Consider the following 18,695-nt stretch of genomic DNA (forward strand, 5'->3'; position numbering starts at 1 on the left):
GGCCGAGCCCGTCCCGGAGCCCGAGCCCGCCGTCGAGGCGGTCCCCGCCGACCCTCCCGTCGAGGCCTCCTCGCCCGTCGACGACGCGTGGCGCCCGCCCGAACCCGAGCCCGCGCCCGCGGAGCCCGCAACGCCGAGCGCGGCCGAGCTTTGGCCCGAGGAGCGTCTGCCGGCCTCGATCGAGGAGGTCGTCCCCTTCGAGCCCGTCCCCGAGGACGAGGGCGTCCAGACCTTCGAAGTCCTGCCGGACGACGCGCCCGCGGCGGGCGGAACCCCCGTCGACGCGCTCGAAGGGGTGGGCCCCCTCTACGCCACGCGCCTGCGCGAGGCCGGGCTGTCGAACGTGGAGGATTTCCTCGGCCGCGACGCGTGGCAGGTCGCGAACGCGACCGGCATCAGCATCAAGCTCCTCGAGCAGTGGGGCGTCGTCGCGCGCTTCGTCACCCTCGGCGCGTCCGTCGCGCACGCGGAGGCGCTCGCGCGCGTGGGTCTCGCGTCCACGGCCGACCTCGCGGCGGCCGACGCGGGGGATCTCGTGACGCGGCTCAATGCCCACCTCGGCGCGGCGGGCCGCCTCGGCGAGGTGCCGGCCGTGACCGACTTCGACGTGCGACGGTGGCAGGCCGCCGCGCGGAGCTGACCCCCGGCCCTCGGATCCCGCAATCGTCATCCATCCGGAATTTCAGGCGTCGGCCGAAACCCCCTTCCCGCCGGATGCGGCGTCCGTCGATGAGGGGGCCAGGCGCCCGTCGAGTCTCGACCGAACATTCATATACATCGTAGGCCCACGTCCGGTACGGAGCAGGGAATAAACGGTTGACTTTCAACCGCCGCTAACAAGTATCCTCCATGATGCGATTCCCTGCTCCGTCCCTCTTCTACCCCTCCGTCATTTCATCGGCAGAGGTAATCCAGGAAACGTGAGAGGCTCAGCCCTTCGCTCCAGCGCAGGACGTAGAATCCGCCGGGGGAGACCGCGACCTTCGGGAGCCGATCGTAGAGCACGGAGAGGCGGGGGGGCAACCCCTCCGTGGGCAGCGTGAACACGCGCCATGGGTCGCCTCCCCGCACGCCTTTGAGCCTGTAGGCATAGAGCGGGATGACGGAGGCGCGCGCGCACTCCTTCCGCATCGCCTCGGCCTGCGCATGGTTCGCGCCCGACGCGTCGCTGAAATGGATCACGTCCCGCGAGGCCGATTTGACCTCGATCGGGAAGGACACGTCGCCGCGCAGCGCCACGAGGTCGACGCCGAGCGAGCCCGCGCCCCGCACGACGAGGAACGGGCGCTCGACGGCCGCGCGGTAGCCCGTCTGCTCGGACGTGGGGAACGTGCGCGCGGCCTTGCCGATCACGTCCGCGTCGCCGCCGAGGATGCCCTTGAGCTCCCGCTCGTACGCGCTGCTCACGGCCGCGCCAAGGCCGGCGGGCCCTCATGAGCGTATCGAAGGGCTCGCCAAAAGTGGATCCGCGCGTGAACCCTTAAGCGCCTTCCTCGCGCATACGATCGCGGGCCCAGGGAGTTGCCTCGATGAAAGTCAAGGAGATCATGACCCGCGACGTGGTGACCGTCGACAAGGACGAGAAGCTCGAACGCGTGGTCTCGCTCATGGAGAAGCACCGCATCTCGAAGGTGCCCGTGGTCGAACGCGGCGGCCTCGTGGGCGTCGTCACGGACGGCGACGTCGTGGACGAGCTGGGCGCGATCCGCAACAAGGCGACGACCGCGAACAGCCTGCACGTCTCCTCCGCGATGCGGCGGAACCCCCTCACGATCAACCCCGACGCCGACGTCGAGGACGCGGTGGACGTGTTCCGCGAGAACGGTCTCGGCCTCCTCCCCGTCGTCCACGACCGCTCGCTCGTGGGCGTCGTCACCAAGAGCGATCTCCTCCCGCTCGTCGAGGCGACGAAGCCGCTGAGCGCGATCATGATCTCGCAGCTCCACGCGGTCGAGCCCGGCGAGCGCGTGATCCACGCCCGACGCCTCATGCTCGACCACGAGATCGAGCACCTCCCGGTGCTCCTCGGCGGGCGGCTCGTCGGCATCCTCTCGGAAATGGACATCGCGATCGGGCTCGCCCGCTTCAAGGACTCGGTCCCCGTGAACCGCCAGCACGCGCAGCTCAAGGCCTTCCTCGTGGACGAGATCATGGTGAGGAACGTGACGACCGCGACGCCCGACATGCCCGCGAACGAGGCCGCCCGGCTCATGCGCGCGAAGGACGTCGGCGCGCTCCCCGTCATCGCGCCCGCGGGGAAGATCGCGGGGCTCGTGACCCGCAGCGACCTGCTGGGCCTCGTCGAGACCTGACGGATTCATGGGGGGGAACGGCGAATCCAGCCACGTGAGCGCGGATGCGCCCGATCAGCCCACCCGTCGGCGACCGACCGACGAGGCCGTCGTCGCGGCCGCCGTGAAGGTCCTCCTCGCGCGCGGCACCGTCGAGAGCCAGCGGCGGCTCTGGGAGCTCGTGGTGCGGGAGCTCAAGCGCCAGGACCCGGCCTTCGCGGTCGGCCCCGCCCGCGTGCGGACCCTCGTCCTGAGGAGCGGCCTCGTGAACGCGGAGATCAAGGCCCGCATCAAGGGCGTCACGGGCGACCTCGCCGCGTGCCCCGTGTGTCGCTCGAAGCTCGCGCGCACGTCGAACCGGACCCTTGCCGGCGCGACGACGGCGCTCGGCTACCGGTGCACGCGCTGCGCGTGGTGGACGGGCCGCGACCTTCGCGAGCCGCACCGCTACGTGTTCCACGCGAAGCTCGAGCGCCGCGCCAAGCAGGCCGTCTTCCGGGGGTCCCGCCAGGTTGAGCTCTGAGCCGCGCCGGAAGGTCGTCGTCATCGTGGTCGCGCGCGCCCCGCTCGCGGTCCTCGCGCTCAAGCGCCCCGAGAAGGACCCTACCGCCGCGGCGGGCGCCTGGCAGCCGGTCACCGGGAACGTCGACGACGGCGAACGCGAGGCCGACGCCGCGCCCCGCGAGGTGCTCGAGGAGACGGGCCTCGAAGGCCGCCTGCACGACCTCGGCCTGACGCTCCGGTTCACCCCCGAGAAGGGCCGCCACGCCGGGCGTCCCGTCGAGGAGCGCGTGTTCGTCCTCGAGGCGGCCTCGCGCGACGTCGAGCTCTCGCGCGAGCACGAAGCCTACGCGTGGCTCACGCCCGAGGAGGCGATTGCCCGCTACCCGTTCGCCCACCAGAAGGAGGCGACACGTCGCGCGCTTCAGTACGTCTTGGAAACGTAGACCGGCGTCTCGGTGGGCTTCCCGCAGTGCGCGCAGGCGCCCTTGTAGCCACGGTTCGGCAGGACGAGCGTCGATCGCGCATCCTCCGCGAAGGCCGCGCCGAACGCGACGTCGACCGGCACGCCGAGGACCGTCTTGCCGGACGTCTCCTCGATGGCCTCGCCGCACGCCTCGGCGCCGCACCATCCGACGCGCGCGACCCCCACATGGTCGCGCGCCTCGAGCGCGTCGCCCGCCTGTTTGACGTTCTCCTCGAGGAGCTGGCGCGCGCGGCGCGTCATGCCCTCGGCGACGTCCCCGAGGAGCGAGGGGATCCTCGACGGCAGATCGGCCCACGCGACGAACGCCTTCTCGCCGGAGTCGCGACGGACGACGACCGCCTGCTTCTTGTCGACGTCCCGCGGCCCGATCTCGACGCGAAGGGGAACGCCCTTCATCTCCCAATCGTTGTACTTGAAGCCGGCCGTCTCCTCGCGATCGTCGACGTGCACGCGGATGCCCGCGCCCGAAAGCGTCGCGGCGACTTCGCGCGCGGCCTCGACGACGCCGGCCTCCTTGCCCTTGAACAGGATGGGGACGATGACGGCCTGGATGGGGGCGACCCCGGGCGGAAGCATGAGGCCCTTGTCGTCGCCGTGCACGCTGATGATCGCGCCGAGGAGCCGCTCGGACATGCCGTAGGTCGTCTGGTGCGCGAACACGTGCTCGCCGGATTCGCTTTCGTACTTGATGTCGTACGGCTTCGCGAAGTTGTCCTTGTAGTGGTGGAACGTCGCGATCTGGAGCGTCTTGCGCTCGGGCAGGAGCGCGTCCGCGCCGATCGAGTAGAACGCGCCCGGGAACTTGTCCCACTCCGGGCGACGGTTCAGCATATACGGAAGGCAGAGCTTCTCGGCGAGGCGCGCCCAGATCTCGAGGTCCTCGTGGATCTGCCGCTCCGCGTCCTCGTAATCCACGTGCGCGGTGTGCGCCTCGAAGAAGTGGATCTGGCGCACGCGCATGAACGAGCGCGTCTGCTTCGTCTCGTACCGGAAGACGTTCACGATCTGGTAGATCTTGAGCGGGAGGTCCTTGTGGCTGCGGACCCAGAGCGCGAACATGGGATACATCGCGGTCTCGCTCGTCGGGCGGACGACGAGCGGGATGTCCAGCTCGTTGTCGCCGCCGTGCGTCACCCAGTAGACCTCGCTCCCGAAGCCCTTGATCTGGTCCGCTTCCTTCTGGAACTCCGTCTTGGGGATGAAGAGCGGGAATTCGACCTCGTCGTGCTTCGTGCGCTGCATCTCCTCGTGGATGAAGCGGTCGATCGCGCGCATCGCGGCGAGGCCGTACGGGCGCCACACGTCGAGACCCTTGATGGGATAGCGCTTGTCGATGAGGTCCGCCTTCTCCACGATGTCGTTGTACCACTCGCTGAAGTTGTCGGACTTGCCCATCGGTTCGCCCGGGGCTCGGAGAGGCCGCAGCGTGAAAAAGGTTTCTTTGCGGGCGGAAGTCCCTACCGGGGCTCCTCGGGGTCGCCCGCGTCGTCGGGCTCGGCCCAATCCGCGAGATCCTTCACGGGCCACTTCTTGAGCCGCTTGAGGGTCCCCGCCTGCACGCCCATGAGCCGGTGGTATTCCCACTTCGAGAGGACCGCGCGCCCGATGACGCGCCGGAACATGGTCTCCGTGTGGATCTTGCGGTGCTCGGGTAGCCCGATCGCGTCGAGCACCGCCGCGAAGGCCTTGAACAGCACGGCCTTCTCGGCCTCGCTCGCGGGCGGCACGTTCGCGGCCGCGAAATCGGTCGAGAACAGCTCGTACATCGCGACCCCGACCGCGTGGCTGAGGTTCATCGACTTGTAGGCGGGGGACGTCGGGATCTGCATCACGACGTCCGCGAGCGCGACCTCCTCGTTCGAGAGGCCGTCGTCCTCGCGTCCGAACACGAGCGCGACGTTCCCCTCGATCGCGCGGAGCTTCGGGGCGAACTCGCGCAGGTAGACCGGATTCCGGAGGTGGCTCCGGTCCTTCGCGAACGAGCGCGCCGCGAACGCGGCGATGAAATCCATCCGCTTCGCGACGTCCCCGAAGGAGTCAGCGATCACGGCCCCGTCGAGGACGCGCTGCGCGTGCACCGCGCGATCGCGGGCCTCGTTGTCGATCGGGCACGGCTTGACGAGGACGAGCTTGTCGACGCCGAAGTTCAGCATCACGCGGGCGACCGCGCCCACGTTGCCGGGATACTGGGGCTCGACGAGAACGACGTGGAGCGGCATCGTCTCAGGTGCTGCGCCGCGACTGGGACTTCATCTCGGCTTCGCGCTCGCGCACGCGGGCGCGGTAGCCGTCGGGAAGGCGCTTCGCGAGCGCCTCGATGTCGCGCAGGTTCGAAAGGAAGTCGCCTTTCTTCTTGACTTCCATGAGGCGCTCGAAGCGGCGCCGCAGGACGAGCTGCTCGCCCGCGTAGAAGAGGCCCATGATGAGCACGATCGGGCCCACGATCATCGGGATGAGGTTGTAATCCCCGTCCTCGAGGTCGTGGAAGTTCGCAAGCGGCTCATACGACGCGAGCCATCCGGTCCGCGCGTCGCCCACGTCCCATGCCCAGGACCAGCTCACGACGGTGAGGAGGAGGCCGACGACCGTCAGCGCGAGGCCGATCTCCAGCATGTGATTCTTCGTGAACTTCGCCATGGGACCGGACGCTGGAAGCGGGACCTCCTTAATTATGGGTTTCGGTGGGGGCGGTTTGGGGCCTCCAGCGGCGCGCTCCGTGGCATGCGTTTCACACCTCGGGCCGCGCTCGCGCGCGACCCTCGGCGCATGCCACTTTGTGCCGGGGAGGGGGCGCTGCGCGCGCCCCTTTCTGGACGCTCTCCCCAGCGCCAGGGGGCTGCCGCCCCCTGGACCCCCATCCGGACCCGCGTTTGATTCTCGAACCCACGTTTCCCTACCCGCGCCTTTCGCGGGAGGCGTGGGGGCCGCGCGGGAGTGCCTCTCGCGATGCCCAACCTTGGGACCGGGCGCGCGCACCGGACGCGGTCCCGGTCCCGGACCCGGTCCCGGACCCGGACCCGGACCCGGACCCGAAGCCCGGTCCCGAATCCCGACGCCCGACACCCGGTCCCGAAGCCCGGTCCCGACACCCGACACCCGGCTCCCGAGGCCCGGTCCCCGGCGCCCGGTCCCGGACCCGGCGCCCGGTCCCGGACCGGCGCCCGGTCCCGGCACCCCGGCGCCCCCACGCGGTCACGCTCGACCGTCGGCGGTGCCTCGCCCTCGAGGCGGCCGCAATGCATTTAGCAACGGCCATATAGGCGCGCCCGCTTTTCGTCCTCCGGGATGCCTATGCCAATGACGCTCGAGGACGCCTGGATCAAGGCGGCTGTGGAGCACCGCCTCGTCACGATCAGCTACAAGAACCCGGACACGGCGCTCGTGTACACGAAGCGCGACGTCCGCCCGGACTGGGTGGGTCCGGACAACCGCGGCTCGACCGCGCTCTGGGGCATGCTGAACCACAACCCCTTCGTGGGCCACAAGTCGTTCGCGCCCCAGAACTTCCAGTTCTTCCAGGTCACGAACCAGAAGTTCCAGCCCGCGCCCGACGGGCGCTGGAAGGAGCTGACCACGCTCTACCAGGAGCGCGGTCTCGACAAGATGACCTTCTGACGCTTGCGCGCGTTGTCCCCCCGGACCCTCCGAGGAGGGTCCGGGCGTTCCTTTTCTCCCGGCCGCCGCCCGGGTTTTTCGTTCCTCACGTGAGCAGCTTGACCACGTTCGGTCCGATGATGGGCAGGAGGATGAGGCCCAGGATGAAGAACCCGACCGTCATCGTGATGCGCTTCGTGAACGCGAGCGCGCGGTCGAGGCGCGCCTGCGTCTCGGGGTCGGCGCCCGAAAGGGGCATCGCGCCGGGCGCGGGGCTCGGGTTCACGAGGATGCGCGCGCGGTCCACGCGGAAGAGCCGGTAGCTCCATTCGCGGAGCGTCGTCCTGAGCATCTGCCCGCCGTCGAGGGGACCGGCGGGAAGGGCGTTGAACGTGCCGAGCATCAGGTTCAGCCAGAAGAGCCAGTAGAGCGCGTTCGCGACCATGAAGAACGCCCAGGCGGGCATGCCCGCGAGGGGGCCCTCCACGACGAAGAAGCTCGTGTAGGGCGCGTTCAGGACGTCGACGCCCGTGAGGAGGACGAAGAACGGGTAACTGATGTAGACGATGAACGCGCCGCGGCCCGGGTCGAAGCTCCCGAGGCCGTCCTGGAAAGGCGCCTCGAGGCGGCTGTGGACGCGTTCGGCGATCCCGAGGTCGAAGCTCGAAACGCCGATGAAGCCCTTCCCCTTGTATTCGGCCTTGTTCAGGGACGGGTCCTGCGATTGGATGTACTCGTACTTGTCCGCGAGGACGACGCTCGTGAACACGTGCTTGCCGTCGCGGATGAGCTCGACGGAGACCTGTTGACCGGCGCGCGTCCGGTTGAGCACCTGCGTGAAGCTCGGCTGGTCCGTGACGGCCGTGCCGTCGAGCTTCACGAGGACGTCGCCCGCGCGGATCCCCGCGGCCGCGGCGGGGGAGTCGGGGATGGTCGCGGCGACGCCGACGCCCTCGCCGTCGTTCACGACGGCCATGGACCCGACGAAGGCCATGCTGAAGAGGCTGCCCGCCACGAGCGCGAGAACGAGGTTCGACATGGGCCCTGCCGCGAAGACGCGGTTCTTCGCGCGCGCGGACGCGGGCTCGAGGTCGCGTTCGTCGGGCTCGACGAACGCGCCGATGGGGACGATGAAGAAGACGAGGCCGAGGCTCTTCACGCCGATGTTCTGGGCCCGCGCCAGGATGCCGTGGCACCCTTCGTGCACGACGAGCGCCACGAGGAGGCCGAAGATGCCGTACCAGATGGGAATGAGCGGATTGACGCCGGGAAGCCCGATGAGGAATTGAGGCGGAGGCGCCGTGTCCACGACGAGCTTCGGAACGGTGACGAACAGGTAGAGCTGGTAGAGGAGGAGCGCGAGGACGAGAAGGCCCGCGACCCAGGTGACGTAGATGGCGACGTCGCCGAAGAAGCGCCAGAGCCCGCGCGCCTTCGCGATGCGGTCGATGAGACGCTTGCCCGACTGGGTGCGCCACAGGATGAGCGGTCCGGCAAGATCGAAGCCGGATCCCGTGACGGACGAGGGGGGTTCGCTCGTCTTGCGCTTCGCGAGGCGGTACGCGAGGAAGAGGTACGCGGCAAGAAGGATGCCGAAGACGAGAACGCCGTTCAACGGGCCGTGTTAACCCCCCGTCCCTAAAAAGCCTTGGCCGAAGGGGGGGCGCGACCCCCACATCTCAAGCCGCGCCGCCGCCATGCGCGGATCATGCAGGACGACGACGTCGTCTCCGTCTACGTCACGGCCGCTTCCCCGGAGGAGGCGCGCGCCCTCGCCCGCGCCGTGCTCGCGCCGCGCCTCGCCGCGTGCGCGAACGTGGTGCCCGCCGTGGAGTCCCTCTACTGGTGGGACGGTCGGCTCGAGGAGGCGCGGGAGGCCGCGGTCGTGTTCAAGACGCGCCGCGACCGGGTGGACGCGCTCGCCGCGACGGTGCGCGCCGCGTCCTCGTACGACGTCCCGTGCGTGGCCGTGTGGCCGGTCGTCGGCGGGAACGCCGCCTACCTCGATTGGGTCAGGTCCGAGGCGCGTCCGCGACCGGAACCGTGAGGTCCGCGAGGAGTCGACGCGCCCAGGCGAGCTTCGCGGCCTTGGCGGGTCCTCGCGCGGCCTTGGCCGCGTCCGGGGCGGGGGCGTCCCAGTCGAAGCCCGCAAGCAGGATGCGGCGCGCGCCGAGGGCCTCCGCGAGGAAGCAGGCGCGGTCGCCGTCCGTGAAGCCGCCGAAGTTCAGGACGTTTCCGAGGGGCGCGCACTGGCACGTTCCGACCACGGGTCCCGGAAAGCGCGGCACCCAGGCTTCGAGGGCCGCGCGGTTGTCCGCGTGGGCGTGGACGACGAGCGGAACGCCCTTCGCGTTGAGGTCGCGCTGCGCGTCGACGTCGCCGTCGAGGTCCGTGACGACGGCGTCGATGCGGAACCCGCGGGCGAGGGCGCGCGCGACGGCCGAATCGGCGGCGACCACGGGGCCGCGCGGCGGCGCGGCGCGCTCGAGGCTCGCCCCCGCGCCGAGGACGGTGACGTCGGCGCCCTCGAGGAACGCGAGGCGGTCGAGGGGCGGCGGCGGGGAGGGGAGTAGCGACGCGAGAAGGTCGCGCGCGGCCTCGTCGTCGGCTTCCCGCCATCCGAAGTCGGCGAGGATCGCGCGATAGCGGGGGGCCCACCGGTTCCAGTCCATCAGCCGGGCCTCTCGGCGCGGACCGCGGAGGGGTGGCGCTCCTTCACGTACGCGTTCGTGACGGCCCCGATGAGCGCGAAGCCGAAGCCCGCGGCAAGGGCCGCGAGCTCGTCGAGGCCGACCGCGTTGTCGACGCCGAGAAGCGCGTTCTCGCTGACCGCGAGCGATGCGTGCAGGATGAGGCCCACCGCGACGACGCTGAAAGGGAGCGTGAGGTAGTTCCAGAGCACCACGCGTTCGCGGACGTAGACGTCCGCGACCTTGCCTCCGATCGCGATGAGGCTCGCCGCGACCGCGAAGGGCGCGAGCCCTTCGATGGCGCGGACCGCAAGCAGCGACCACACCACCTGGTCGCGCAGCTCGTAGATCATGCGCGCGGAGAGGATCGCGCCGAGGAGGAGGACGAGGATCGCGAGGATGCCCGCGAAGAGCGTGATGCGGCCTCCCGTGAGGCCGGCGTACGTGTCCGCGAGGAGGCGCCGCGCGACGGCGACCATGTGCGAGACCTTGACGAGGAAGTAGACGCCGACCGTCATCGCGATCGCGCCGAAACCCTTCTCCGCGTTGCCCGTCACGGCGAAGATGCCGTACATGAAGAGGCCGAGGGCGATCGGCATGACGAGCGTGCGCTGCAGCTTCTCGTCGTCGAGCGCCTTCTTGATGATGTAGTACGTGGATTCGAGATCCGCGGCCTGCTTCACGATCACGCGGCGGACGGCATCGACGCGGACGCGGCTCGTCACGACGGGGAGGAGATACTCGTCCTCCGCGCCGTCCGTCACGAGGATCGCGCGGTCGGCCTTCGTCGCGGCGATCACGTGGTCGAGGTCGCGCGCGATGCGGCGGTCGGAGACGGGCCCGACGCGGCGGTCGCCGCACACCGTCGCGATCGCGACGTCTTCGCCCTCCGAGACGAGCTCGTCATGCAGCTTCACGGCCGCGAAGAGCGAGTTCGCGTCCGAGTCCTCGGGGTCGGCGAGCGCGAGCGCGGTCGCGGCGGCGAGATTCGCGGCGCGCCCCACGATGGGGCTTGCGACCCCGGCCTTCTCGCCGAAGTCGTTGTCGCGGTCGATCGAGAGGACGAGGAGGGTCATGCCCGGTTCCCTATCGCTCCGCCGTGCTTAAAAATCATCCTCAGCCGGTCGAGAACGGGACGGGCGTGAAGCACAGGACGAACATCGCGACCCCGACGGCGCCGTAGAAGACGCGCGTCCGGTCGACACCGCTCACGGAGTCGAGCGTGGGCGGGTGGTTGATGCCGAGGAAGGCGATGACAAGCGCGAACATGAGCCACCCGTCGTAGGGCGCGATCCCGAGGAAGGGGAGGCCGAAGAGGCCGAGCACGACGAGGAGGGCGACGGTCGCGTAGGAGAGGAAGCGCGCGCGGTCGCCGAGGAGCGCGGAGGCGACGTGGCCCCCGTCGAGCTGCCCCGCGGGGAAGAGGTTGATCGCCGTCACGAAGAGGCCCACCCAGCCCGCAAGGACCGTGGGGGTCGCAAGCTGCGTCTCGGGGAAGCCGAAGGGCGCCGCGAGGAGGTCGTAGATGAGCGGGGTGCCGAGGCGCGCGACGGACCCCGGCTCGGCGTCGATGTGGACGGGGTGCGCCTGCATGAGGAGCATGCCCACGACGAGGACCGGGATCGCGACGATGAAGCCCGCGATGGGGCCCGCGATGCCGATGTCGAGGAGCGCCTTGCGGTTCGGCATGGGCTCGCGCATGCTGATGAAGGCGCCGAGCGTACCGAGGGGGAGGCCCCCCGAGAGGATCGGGGGGAGGGGGATGAAGAACGGGAGCGACGCCTCCATGCCGTGCCGGCGCGAGAGGACGTAGTGCCCCATCTCGTGGACGGTGAGGATGAGCATGAGCGGGAGCGCGAACGTGAGGAACCCGCCGACGAGATGCGGCGCGGAGACGGCGAGCGCCCAGCGCTCCCAATACCCGACCTCGAGGCCGGGATGCGTGTAGCCGAGGTGGATGATGGCGCCCGCGAGGGTCGTCGTGATCCACGTCAGGACGAAGAGGACGAGGTTCACGCGCGTCGAGCGGAAGCGGCGCTGCGGCTTGTGGACGACGTAGATGGAGTGCTCGCCGCCCTCGTAGCGCAGAAGCGGGACGAGACCGACGCGCTTGAGGTCGTCCTTGAGCGCCGAGAACTGCGCCTCGAGCGTCGCGGGGTCGGGCGTCACGTAGAGGTGGACGACGTGCTCGTCGAAGCGCATGTCGTAGACGGGAAAGCGCACTTCGACGACGCGCCGGATGTCGGCGACGCTCCGGACCGAGGTGCCCGCGGGTTCGTCCACGGCGTCGCCTACAGGCTTCCCGCTTTTAAGCCTTGGCCTCGGGCGAGGACGTCGCGCGCGGCGCGCGCCACGCGCGGGCGGTCCGCCGCCCACGCGAAGACCCTTAGACGCCAGTGGTCCCGCTGCGCCTCGCCGAGGTGCGCGACGAGATGGCTCGCGTCCGCGAGCGACGTCACGTTCCCGTCGTCGTCCACGACGCGCACGTCGGGGGGCGCGGCGACGGGCGGCTCGGCGGCGTCCACGATGACCGCATGGGGAGGGACGCCCGCCCGCGACGCGATGGCGGCCTCGGCGCGCGCCGCGGCCGCCGGATGGTCGACGAGGGGCCCGAGCGCCTCGGGCGCGATCTCGTCCGCCGCGAACGCGGATGCGAGCTTCATGAGGTCGCGCCGGTCGAGCGCTTCCTGGAGCCCGCGCGCGGGCGTCGCCGAGCGACGGAGCGCGACGAGCACCTCGGCGTCGTCGAGCGTCGGGAGCGCGCGGGGTTCGATCTCGCCCGCTTCGACCGCAAGCATGAGCGCGCGCTCCTGCATGCCTTCCGCGATGCGGCAGGTCGGGTGGAAGTACACGGTCGTGTACATCATGAAGCGCGTCGTGAGGAGCATCTCGGCGGCCGCGAGGCCCGAGACGTGGAGCGCGAGGCCGTCGCGCGTGAGGCGGAACTCGTGCACGAGGCGGTGGAGGTCGACGCCGATGTTGACGCCCGTGTAGTGGCCGTCGCGCACGAGGTAGTCCATGCGGTCGACGTCGATCGCGCCCGCGATGAGCTCCCCGAGGCGACCCTTGCCGACGAGGAGGTCGGCGACGCGCACGGGATCCGCGCCGCGCGCCGCGAGCGCGTCGCGGAAAGGCTCGCCGAGGACGAGGGCGCGGGAGATGCCGACGTGCTCGTGCCCGAAGCTCTCGCGCAATATCCGGTCCGTGAGATGGGATAGCGGTCCGTGACCGACGTCGTGCAGGAGCGCGGCGAGCGCGAGGTCGAGCGCCTCGTCGGCGGGGACGCCGAGGGCGCGGCCCGCGAGGCGCGCGAGGTGATACGCGCCGAGGCTGTGCTCGAAGCGGCTGTGGTTCGCGCCGGGGTACACGAGGTTCGCCGTGCCGAGCTGGTGGACGCGGCGCAGGCGCTGGAAGCGCGGCGTGTTGATGACGGCGAGGGCCGCATCGTCGACCTCGATGTAGTTGTGGATCGGGTCACGGATCTTCTTCAACGCCCCCGCGGACGCCCGCGCCCTCCCTTAAGGGCTCTCCTTCCTTTGCGGCCTCGGGGAGAGCCTTTAGGGCGGCCGCGCCATGCGGGGGGCGTGAACGCCTGGCGGACCCGACCGCCGCTCATCCTCGCGCACCGCGGCGCGAGCCACGCCGCGCCCGAGAACTCCTTCGCCGCGTTCGACCTCGCCCTCGACGAGGGCGCCGACGGGTTCGAGCTCGACGTGCGCCTCACGCGGGACGGCGTGCCCGTCGTGATGCACGACCGCGACCTCCTCCGGACGACCGGGAAGGCGGGCCTCGTGGACCTCCTCACGGCCCGCGAGATCGAAGCGTACCGGATCGACGACGCGCCCGTCCCGACGCTCGCCGCGGTCTTCGACCGCTACAAGGGGCGCGCGCTCTTCGACGTGGAGCTCAAGAGCTGGGACGCGGAGCAGCCGGGCCTCGTGCGCGCCGTCCACGAGGCCGCGCGTCGCGCGGGCGTCCTCGATGACGTGCTCGTCACGAGCTTCGACCCCTTCGCGTGCGCCGCCTGGCGCGAGACGGGGGGCCTCGCGGGCCTCCTCGTGGGGGCCGCGCCCGGGCCCGAGGAAGCCGCCCTCGCCGCGGCGAGCTTCGACGCCCTCCTCCCGCCCGCGGTAGACCTCACGGCCGAGACGGCGATGGCCGCGCTCAACGCGGGCGCGCTCCTCTACGTGTGGACCGTGAACGATCCGGCGGTCGCGCGCGACGCGCTCGCGCTCGGCGCGCACGGCGTCATCACGGACGAGCCGCGGCGCATCCGCGACGCCCTCAGGTGAAGGCCGCGAGCGACCGCCGCGAGAGGTGCGGCGCGACGGTGGCGTCGCGCAGGTGCCGCGCCGCGTACGCCGCAAGCGGCACCATGTTCTCGACGTCGGCGCGGTTGTAGGCGAGGAGCGTGTCGAGCGCGCCGCGCTCGCCGCGCTCGTGGCGCGCCCACAAGATGAGCGCGTCGTAGCCCGAGAGGCCGTCGAGGGCGTCGTCGCGCGCGAGGCCGAGCTGCCGCTCGATGGACTTGAGGCCGCCGCGCAGGCCGAGCTTGCGGAGCGCGTGCATGAGGTCGAGGTGCGGCACGGCGGGCATCGCGCAACCCGCGCGCGTAAGGACAGGGAGGTCGAAGCTCGCGCCGTTAAACGTGACGAGCATCGTCGCGCCCGCGAGCGCCGCGCCCACGGCGTCGGCCGTGAGGTCGCGGCCGCGCACGAGGAGCGTCGTCCGCCCGCGGCGGTGGACGCCCACGACGGTGACCCCGCCGTCCTGCGCCGTCTCGATGTCCACGTAGGCCGCGTCCGCGCCGAAGGCCTCGAACGCGCGCCAGTGCTCGGCGAGCGGGAGGACGCGCGCGAAGAACGCGGGGTCGCGCGGGAGCGCGGCGCGCGCAACGGCGAGCACGGCGTCGTGCTGCGCCTTCGCGACCGCGCCGATGCCGCGCACGCGCCGCGCCGCGCGGTAGTCCTCCCACGTGAGGAGGCCGTCCGTCCAGAGCCGCCGCTCGCGCGCGGCCCCGATGCCGGCGAGGAAGGAGAAGGAGTGCTCGAGCACCGCGCGCGCATGCGCGTCCAACCGTCTTGAACCCCCGCGCGGCCGCGGCGAAAGTACCGGCCGGCCGGGCGCGACATCCATGACCCCCCGCGACCATCGCGGCGCGTGAGCCTCGACGTCACGGCCGAACGCCTCGCGCGCCTCCTTCTCGAGCGGCCCGTCCGCGACGTTCCCGTCGCGACGTTCGTCCCGGGCGACGTCCCGCGCCGCGTCGCGGCCGTCGACGGGAGCCACGCGCTCCTCCTCGAATCGGGACGCCTCGCGGTGGGCGCGTGGCGGGCCGCCGTCGTCCGCATCGAGCGGGGCGTCCCCGAGCGGCCGCCCGCGATCGTCCCCGAGGTCGCGCTCCTCGACGGCGTCACCGCGCCCGCGCTCGTGGAGACGCGGCTCGCGGCCCTCGGCGCGCCCGCGCCCAAGGTCGAGGTCGAAGGGGCCCGAGCGCTCGAGGCGCTGCGCGCGCTCGCCGAGTTCGAGGCCGCCCGGGGCGCTCTTGCGGGGCTCGAGGCGGGCGATCTGCTCCTCCTCGACGGGCCGCTTGCGCCGCGCGAGCCCGCGCCCCCCGCCGCGCTCCTCGGGGCGCTCCTTTCGGACGCCCGCGCGCGCGGCGTGGACGTCGCGGGCGTCGCGAAGTCCACAACGGCGACGCTCTCCGGCGTTCCCGCGCTTGCCGCCGCCGAGCGCGTGGGCCGCGGCGTCCCGGCGCCGTGGGCGATCGAGCTCCCGCCGCGGGCGCCCGGCGTCCTCTCGCGCGCCGTGCGCCTCAACGTGGCGGGCCGCCGCGTCTTCCGCGTCGACGTCGCCGCCGCGGAGGGTCGCTTGGAAGCCGTCCTCGGGACGCTCGCCGCGCTCTCGGTGAATCCCGGCTATCCGGGGTACCCGTACCCGCTCGCGCTCGCGCACAACGCGGCCGTCCTCACCGAGGAGGAGCAGAAGGACCTCGTCGAGCGCCTGCGCGCCCGCGCCGCGCGGCGCGGCCTTTCCGAGGCGGCCTGGGAAGCCGCGTTCCACGACTACCACGAGGAGCTCGAGCGCGGCCAGTAGCCCGCGAAGGGTTTATCGCCCGACGGGACCACCCCCGTCCGTGCGCGCCGTCCTCGTCGCCCTGCTCGTCCTGGCCGCGCCCCTCGCGGGGTGCCTCGACGCGCTCCAGGGGTCGAGCACCCCCTCCGGGACGCGCGACGGCGGGTCCGTCTCGATCGCGCTCGGGTCGGACCCGAGGCACGTGGCCCGCCTCGCGGCGGGTCTGCGCGGCCTCGATCCCACGACGTGGACGACCCCCACGACGCTCGTCCTCGCGGTGACCGACGCCTCCGGCGCGAGCGTTCTCCTGCAGAAGGTCGCGATCGGCGAGACGGCCGCCCACGTCCACTTCACGCCCGGCCCCGCCGCCTTCGAAGGCCTTGGCGCGGGGTACGAGATCCGCCTCGCGGGGGGCCTCGTCTCGCAGAACGCGTCGGGCACCGTGACCGTCGCGCGCGACGAGACGCCCGAGCCGCCCGCCACGCAGCTCGCGCGCGTCCTCGGCCGGGCCGGGGGCCTCGGCCTCCTCGGATCGGGGATCGATCCGCTCCAGAACCTCTCGCGCCTCACCATCGTGCCGTGCGGCACCGACTGCCTCGAGTGGCGCTCGGTGGCGCCGACCTTCTTCGGGGTCGTGGGGACGAAGAGCCGCGGGCAGGCGTGGTTCGAGGACGACCGCATCGTCCGCCTCGAGAACCGCGTCAACCTCTCCTCGCCGAGCCCCGTCCGGCACCTGCTCGTCGACATCCTCGTCGGCGACGGCACCGAGGAATTGCCGGCGCCCCACGCCGCGCCGCGCGCGCCCCTCGCCGTTCCGGTCCTCCACTCCACCTCGCCGGGCGACCTCCAGGTGCTTGTCGCGGAAGACGCCTGGATGGACGGTCGCCTCGACGATCTCACGCTCGTCGTCCTCGAAGGCGACCGGGAAGTCCTTGCGCTTCCCCTCGCGAACGGCACCGGGTCGGTCGCGGGCGAGGCCGGCATGCTCGCGTTCACGGACGAGGGACGCGCGTCGCTCCTCGACGCGCGCGACCTCCTCTCCTTCACGACGAGCGCGGCCGCGGAAAGCGTCGTCCGTCATCTCGCCCTCCGCGACGCGTGGGCGGGCGGCGCGTACGTCCTCTGGCGCGACGCGGACGGCGCCGTCGCCGACCGCCTGCGCGTCCCGTAGCTTCGGTCGCCTGGGGACAAACGCTTTCAGGTCGCCCAGCGGTGGACGCCGCGTGGCGAGCGAGGGCGAGGAGCTCGGACGCATCATCGGCGACAGCGTGACGCACCTGCAGTTCCGCTGCCGCAACGACCGCGACGTCTTCGTCGGCGACCTCGTCGTCGCCGAGGACGAGGCGACCGGCACGCGCTTCCTCTTCCGCGTCACGAACGTGCGCCACGGCGCCGAGGCGATGGGCCCGGACTGGATGGCGCGCACGGCCGGCGCGATGATCGCGATGGACGACCACGGCCAGGAGCACCGTCTCCACGAGGCCGACCAGCGCCTCTACAAGGTCGGCCTCGGCGTGCCGCTCGGCTACGTGAAGGAGGGCGCGTTCCGCAAGGCGAAGTCGCTTGCGCCCCATTTCGGCGTCGTGCGCCGCGCGGCCTCGGACGACTACAAGTTCCTCGCCGAGTTCATGGGCGACATCGAGGTCGGATACCTCCGCTCCGGCGAGACCCATGTTGCCTTCCCCGTCGGCATCGACGGCGCGAAGTCCTTCCCGTACCACGTCGGCATCTTCGCGACCACGGGCATGGGCAAGAGCAACCTCATGAAGGTGCTCGCGGGAAGCGCCCTCGAACGCGGCCGCTATGGGGTCCTCCTCGTCGATCCGCACGGCGAATACTACGACGGCGGCGCCGCGGGCCGCAAGGGCCTTCGCGACCACCCCGCCGCCCCCGGCCGGCTCTCGGTGTACTCGACGCGCGACCTCAAGGGCCCGCACCACCGGCTCACGTTCAGCGCGCACGAGATCGAGACGACCGACATCCTCAACCTCTTCGAGATGTCGAGCGCGCAGAAGGACTTCATCGACGCCGCGCGCGGCCACTACGGGCCCGCGTGGATCGTGGAGCTCGGCGAGAAGACCGAAGCGCAGGTCATGGCCGAGGTCCCGGGCCGCTTCCACGAGGGCACGGTCGCGGTCGTGAAGCGCAAGCTCCGCCGCCTCGTGCGCAACGGCATGGTCCACAAGGACGCGAAGGTCACGGTCACGAAGCCGATCCTCGCCGACCTGCGCGCGGGCAAGGTCGTGCTCGTCGACTCCTCCGGTCTCACCGAGGCCGAGGAGCTCCTCGTCTCGACGGTGCTTGCCCGCTTCATCCTCGAGGAGAACAAGAAGCTCTTCGGCGACGCGGCCTTCGACGCCATGCCGCCCGTCCTCATCACGCTCGAGGAGGCCCAGCGCGTCCTCGGCGGCGGCGAAGGCCGTCAGAGCGTCTTCGCTCAGATCGCGCGCGAGGGCCGGAAGTTCAAGACGGGCCTCTGCGCGATCACGCAGCAGCCGAAGCTCCTCGACCGCGAGGTCGTGAGCCAGTTCAACACCCTCTTCATCATGGGCCTCGCGGACAAGCGCGACCGCGACATCCTGCAGGACTCCGCGAAGCAGGACGTGAGCGCGCTCGAGAACGAGATCCAGATGCTCATGCCGGGCGAGGTGCTCATCACGAGCCCGTACGCGCCCTTCGCGGTCCCGGGCCTCGTCCACCTCTACGAGCGCCACCTCGAGACGCGCCCGAAGCGCGACGAGCCGGCCCCGGCGGCGAGGCCCCCGCCCGCGGACTTCTATTAGATAGAGCTTTGCGCGGCCCTCCGTCGATCCGCGCTCGGAAGAACCCCCGCGGGCTGCCGCCCCCGACTCCCGACCCAACCTGCGTCTCTTTCTCGAACGGCCGGGTCTCTCAGTTCCCGACCGCGTGAGCCGGTGGGGCGCGCGGGGCTGCCTCCCGCGCCGCCCGACCACACACACGGGCGCGAACACCGGCTTCGGTCCCGGTCCCGGTCCCGGTCCCGGTCCCGGACCCGGACCCGGACCCGGACCCGGCGTCCGGCGTCCGGCACCCGGT

Annotated in this window: 20 protein-coding genes; 10 read left to right on the plus strand and 10 right to left on the minus strand. The window is 71.5% G+C overall.

The window, feature by feature from the left end; genetic code table 11:
- Nucleotides 1-640, plus strand: a 640-nt coding sequence (locus VM889_11020; protein ID HVL49079.1) for a helix-hairpin-helix domain-containing protein, incomplete at its 5' end; no start/stop codon positions are given.
- 254 nt (nt 641-894) lie between these two features.
- On the opposite strand, the gene VM889_11025 is transcribed toward VM889_11020, so the two are convergent.
- Complete coding sequence (locus VM889_11025; protein HVL49080.1) at nt 895-1,407, minus strand: Holliday junction resolvase; 513 nt, start codon at nt 1,405-1,407, stop codon at nt 895-897.
- 122 nt (nt 1,408-1,529) lie between these two features.
- Between VM889_11025 and VM889_11030 the strand changes: the two genes are divergently transcribed.
- Genes VM889_11030 through VM889_11040 form a run of 3 tightly spaced genes read left to right on the plus strand, consistent with a single transcriptional unit; the run spans nt 1,530 to nt 3,238 of the window.
- Nucleotides 1,530-2,312, plus strand: a complete 783-nt coding sequence (locus VM889_11030) for a CBS domain-containing protein (GenBank protein ID HVL49081.1) — start codon at nt 1,530-1,532, stop codon at nt 2,310-2,312.
- 34 nt (nt 2,313-2,346) lie between these two features.
- Nucleotides 2,347-2,814, plus strand: coding sequence for a hypothetical protein (locus VM889_11035; protein HVL49082.1), 468 nt, complete (start codon nt 2,347-2,349; stop codon nt 2,812-2,814).
- Nucleotides 2,804-3,238: an NUDIX domain-containing protein gene (locus VM889_11040; GenBank protein ID HVL49083.1), complete on the plus strand. Its 435-nt coding sequence runs from the start codon at nt 2,804-2,806 to the stop codon at nt 3,236-3,238. Before VM889_11035 ends, VM889_11040 begins: the two co-directional genes overlap by 11 nt.
- Here the strand turns inward: VM889_11040 and proS are convergent.
- From proS to VM889_11055, 3 genes are all read right to left on the minus strand, one after another.
- Nucleotides 3,217-4,674 carry a proline--tRNA ligase gene (gene proS / locus VM889_11045; protein HVL49084.1) on the minus strand — a complete coding sequence of 486 codons (1,458 nt, stop codon included), beginning with the start codon at nt 4,672-4,674 and terminating at the stop codon, nt 3,217-3,219. The two genes, VM889_11040 and proS, sit on opposite strands and share 22 nt — an antisense overlap.
- Nucleotides 4,675-4,736: 62 nt before the next feature.
- Nucleotides 4,737-5,498 carry an RNA methyltransferase gene (locus VM889_11050; GenBank protein HVL49085.1) on the minus strand — a complete coding sequence of 254 codons (762 nt, stop codon included), beginning with the start codon at nt 5,496-5,498 and terminating at the stop codon, nt 4,737-4,739.
- Between the two features lie 4 nt (nt 5,499-5,502).
- Nucleotides 5,503-5,916: a hypothetical protein gene (locus tag VM889_11055; protein HVL49086.1), complete on the minus strand. Its 414-nt coding sequence runs from the start codon at nt 5,914-5,916 to the stop codon at nt 5,503-5,505.
- Nucleotides 5,917-6,564: 648 nt separating this feature from the next.
- Between VM889_11055 and VM889_11060 the strand changes: the two genes are divergently transcribed.
- A complete protein-coding gene (locus VM889_11060; GenBank protein HVL49087.1) occupies nt 6,565-6,894 on the plus strand; it encodes a hypothetical protein in 330 nt (109 codons plus the stop codon).
- Between the two features lie 85 nt (nt 6,895-6,979).
- On the opposite strand, the gene VM889_11065 is transcribed toward VM889_11060, so the two are convergent.
- Nucleotides 6,980-8,488: a site-2 protease family protein gene (locus tag VM889_11065; protein ID HVL49088.1), complete on the minus strand. Its 1,509-nt coding sequence runs from the start codon at nt 8,486-8,488 to the stop codon at nt 6,980-6,982.
- Between the two features lie 93 nt (nt 8,489-8,581).
- Here VM889_11065 and cutA point away from each other — a divergent pair, with 93 nt between their 5' ends.
- Nucleotides 8,582-8,920, plus strand: a complete 339-nt coding sequence (gene cutA, locus VM889_11070; protein HVL49089.1) for a divalent-cation tolerance protein CutA — start codon at nt 8,582-8,584, stop codon at nt 8,918-8,920.
- On the opposite strand, the gene VM889_11075 is transcribed toward cutA, so the two are convergent.
- Genes VM889_11075 through VM889_11090 form a run of 4 tightly spaced genes read right to left on the minus strand, consistent with a single transcriptional unit; the run spans nt 8,886 to nt 13,054 of the window.
- Nucleotides 8,886-9,545, minus strand: a complete 660-nt coding sequence (locus VM889_11075) for a 6-hydroxymethylpterin diphosphokinase MptE-like protein (GenBank protein ID HVL49090.1) — start codon at nt 9,543-9,545, stop codon at nt 8,886-8,888. The genes cutA and VM889_11075 overlap by 35 nt on opposite strands.
- The gene (locus VM889_11080; protein HVL49091.1) at nt 9,545-10,639 is read right to left on the minus strand and encodes a DUF373 family protein; all 1,095 of its coding nucleotides are present in this window, start codon (nt 10,637-10,639) and stop codon (nt 9,545-9,547) included. The genes VM889_11075 and VM889_11080 overlap by 1 nt, the downstream gene beginning before the upstream one ends.
- A 40-nt stretch (nt 10,640-10,679) precedes the next feature.
- On the minus strand, nt 10,680-11,846 hold the full coding sequence (locus VM889_11085; GenBank protein ID HVL49092.1) for a site-2 protease family protein: 1,167 nt from the start codon (nt 11,844-11,846) through the stop codon (nt 10,680-10,682).
- 8 nt (nt 11,847-11,854) lie between these two features.
- Nucleotides 11,855-13,054 carry an HD domain-containing protein gene (locus tag VM889_11090; GenBank protein ID HVL49093.1) on the minus strand — a complete coding sequence of 400 codons (1,200 nt, stop codon included), beginning with the start codon at nt 13,052-13,054 and terminating at the stop codon, nt 11,855-11,857.
- 93 nt (nt 13,055-13,147) lie between these two features.
- Here VM889_11090 and VM889_11095 point away from each other — a divergent pair, with 93 nt between their 5' ends.
- A complete protein-coding gene (locus tag VM889_11095) occupies nt 13,148-13,855 on the plus strand; it encodes a glycerophosphodiester phosphodiesterase (GenBank protein ID HVL49094.1) in 708 nt (235 codons plus the stop codon).
- Here VM889_11095 and VM889_11100 read toward each other — a convergent pair.
- Nucleotides 13,848-14,618, minus strand: a complete 771-nt coding sequence (locus VM889_11100; protein HVL49095.1) for a ribonuclease H-like domain-containing protein — start codon at nt 14,616-14,618, stop codon at nt 13,848-13,850. The genes VM889_11095 and VM889_11100 overlap by 8 nt on opposite strands.
- 105 nt (nt 14,619-14,723) lie before the next feature.
- On the opposite strand from VM889_11100, the gene VM889_11105 reads away from it, so the two are divergent.
- Genes VM889_11105 through VM889_11115 form a run of 3 tightly spaced genes read left to right on the plus strand, consistent with a single transcriptional unit; the run spans nt 14,724 to nt 18,421 of the window.
- A complete protein-coding gene (locus VM889_11105) occupies nt 14,724-15,659 on the plus strand; it encodes a DNA double-strand break repair nuclease NurA (protein ID HVL49096.1) in 936 nt (311 codons plus the stop codon).
- A gap of 40 nt (nt 15,660-15,699) precedes the next feature.
- Nucleotides 15,700-16,809 carry a hypothetical protein gene (locus VM889_11110; protein HVL49097.1) on the plus strand — a complete coding sequence of 370 codons (1,110 nt, stop codon included), beginning with the start codon at nt 15,700-15,702 and terminating at the stop codon, nt 16,807-16,809.
- Between the two features lie 52 nt (nt 16,810-16,861).
- Nucleotides 16,862-18,421, plus strand: coding sequence for a DUF87 domain-containing protein (locus tag VM889_11115; protein HVL49098.1), 1,560 nt, complete (start codon nt 16,862-16,864; stop codon nt 18,419-18,421).
- The last annotated feature ends 274 nt before the right edge of the window (nt 18,422-18,695 follow it).

The sequence above is a fragment of the Candidatus Thermoplasmatota archaeon genome (assembly GCA_035540375.1).
Classification (GTDB): Archaea; Thermoplasmatota; SW-10-69-26; order JACQPN01; family JAJPHT01; genus DATLGO01.